This window comes from Protofrankia sp. Cr1 (assembly GCF_963555865.1).
Taxonomy (GTDB): Bacteria; Actinomycetota; Actinomycetes; order Frankiales; family Frankiaceae; genus Protofrankia.
Window position 1 is genome coordinate 1 of sequence record NZ_CAUVXO010000157.1, and the last position, 2062, is coordinate 2062.

Genomic DNA, 2062 nt, shown 5'->3' on the forward strand with positions numbered 1-2062 from the left:
TTGATCATCGGCGGGGGATTCCCGGAGGAACACGCACCCGAGCTCGCCGCGAATGCGGCCCTGCGCGCCGACGTGGCGGCACTGGCGGGAAGGGGCGCGCCGGTCAGCGCCGAGTGCGCGGGCCTGCTCTACCTCGCCCGATCCCTGGACGGACATCCGATGTGCGGGGTTCTCGACGTCGACACCGCTATGGGCCCTCGGCTCACCCTTGGTTACCGCCGAGCCGTGGCCGCCTGCGACAGCCCGATCGCCGAAGCCGGCACCCCGGTGACCGCCCACGAGTTCCACCGCACATCGGTACTGACCACGCGGCACCGGACGGCACGCTCTGCCTGGCAGATCGGCGGCCGCCCAGCAGGCGACGAGCCCGACGAGCGGACCGAAGGCTTCGTGCACGGCGGGGTCCACGCGTCCTACCTGCATCTGCACTGGGCGGGTGTACCCGGCGTGGCCGCACGGTTCGTCGCGGCGGCACGGCAGGCACGGCAGGCACGGCAGGCACGGCAGGCGAGAGGGCCGCAATGGACGGCATAGGCGGGATGGACAGGACAGGCGGGATGGACGCGCAGCCTGCTCCGGCGGGCGACCGCGTACGGACGGGCAGCCGTCTGATCGGGGTCGGTGTGGGTCCCGGCGATCCGGACCTGATCACGGTCAAGGCGGTCGGTGTCCTGGAGCGGGCCGATGTCGTGTTCGTCCCGGTGAGCGAGGGAACGCCGCCGCCGGGGCGGGCCGAGGCAACCGTGCGCGCACACGTCACCCATGACCGGATTCGCCGCCTGCCGTTCCGGATGACCGGCGACGCCGACTACGACACCCCGGCCGGGGTGGTCGCCCAGGCGCTGCGCACGCAGTCGGGAAGCCGTCCGGGAGGGAGCCCGGGGGGCAGCCGGGGGGGAGTCGTCGCGTTCGCCACGATCGGCGATCCCAACGTCTACTCGACCTTCACCACGCTGGCCGCCCGGGTGCGGGCACTGCTGCCCGACGTCCTCGTCGAGACCGTTCCCGGCATCATGGCGCTACAGGATCTCGCCGCCCGATCCGGAACGGTACTGGCAGTGGGCACCGAGACGGTGGCGCTGCTGCCGCTGACCGCCGGGGTGGACGCCTACCGGCGGGCCGTGGCCGACCACGACACGGTCATCGCCTACAAGGGCGGCCGGGCGCTGCCGCAGGTCCTCGACATCCTCGCCGAAGCCGACCGGCTCGGCGGCACAGGTGACGCGACCGGCACGGGCGGCACGGGCGGCACAGCCGTCTACGGCGCTTCGCTGGGTCTGGCGGACTGCGACGTCCGCCAGGCGGGTGAGCTGCCCCGAGACCAGCCCGGCCCCTACCTGTCCACGGTGATCTCAACCCGGAGGCGACAGTGGCCGACCTGACCGAAACAGCGGCCGGGGCCACACCAGCGCCACGCGGCCGGGTGACGTTCGTCGGGGCCGGCCCCGGCGCCGCGGACCTGCTCACCCTGCGCGGCGCACGGATGATCAGCGAGGCGGATGTGGTCATCTGGGCGTCCTCACTGGTGCACCCGGACGTGCTCGCCCACGCCCGCGACGACGCCGAGATCATCGACTCGGCCGGACTACCGCTCGAAGGCGTCCGGGACGTCTACCGGCGGGCGGCGCGTGACGGGCTTGCCGTGGCCCGGATCCACTCCGGCGACCCGGCGCTGTGGGGAGCGGTGCAGGAGCAGCTGGAGGTCTGCGCCGCACTCGGGCTCGCCACCGCGATCGTGCCCGGGGTCAGCAGCTTCACCGCCGCCGCCGCGTCCATCCAACGCGAACTGACCATTCCCGAAGTGGCACAGTCGGTGATCCTGACCCGGCTCGGCGGCGGCAAGACCCCGATGCCAGCGGGCGAGGAGATCGCCGGCTTCGCGCGGCACGGCACGACGATGGCGCTGTTCCTGTCGGCGGCCCGATCCGGTCAGCTCCAGGACGAGCTCACCGACGGTGGTTATCCGCCGGACACGCCCTGTGTGATCGCCTACCGGGTGAGTTGGCCGGATGAACTGATCGTGCGGTGCGCACTTGCGGACCTCGCAGCCACCGTCCGTGCG

General features: G+C 72.8%; 2 protein-coding genes and 1 pseudogene. All 3 read left to right on the forward strand.

Annotated features, from left to right (window positions below; all coding sequences use genetic code 11):
• Positions 1 to 534: pseudogene (locus U9980_RS13955) on the forward strand (cobyrinate a,c-diamide synthase); the annotation flags it as partial.
• A gap of 23 nt (positions 535 to 557) precedes the next feature.
• Positions 558 to 1382, forward strand: a complete 825-nt coding sequence (gene cobI / locus U9980_RS13960) for a precorrin-2 C(20)-methyltransferase (RefSeq protein ID WP_322768306.1) — start codon at positions 558 to 560, stop codon at positions 1380 to 1382.
• Positions 1379 to 2062 (forward strand): precorrin-4 C(11)-methyltransferase (gene cobM / locus U9980_RS13965; protein ID WP_416210273.1); only part of this gene is annotated, 684 nt, incomplete at its 3' end. The genes cobI and cobM, both read left to right, overlap by 4 nt.

Excerpts from the sequence above, each read along its gene's own strand:
- cobI (WP_322768306.1), top strand. The coding sequence starts at position 558 with ATGGACGCGCAGCCTGCTCCGGCGGGCGACCGCGTACGGACGGGCAGC.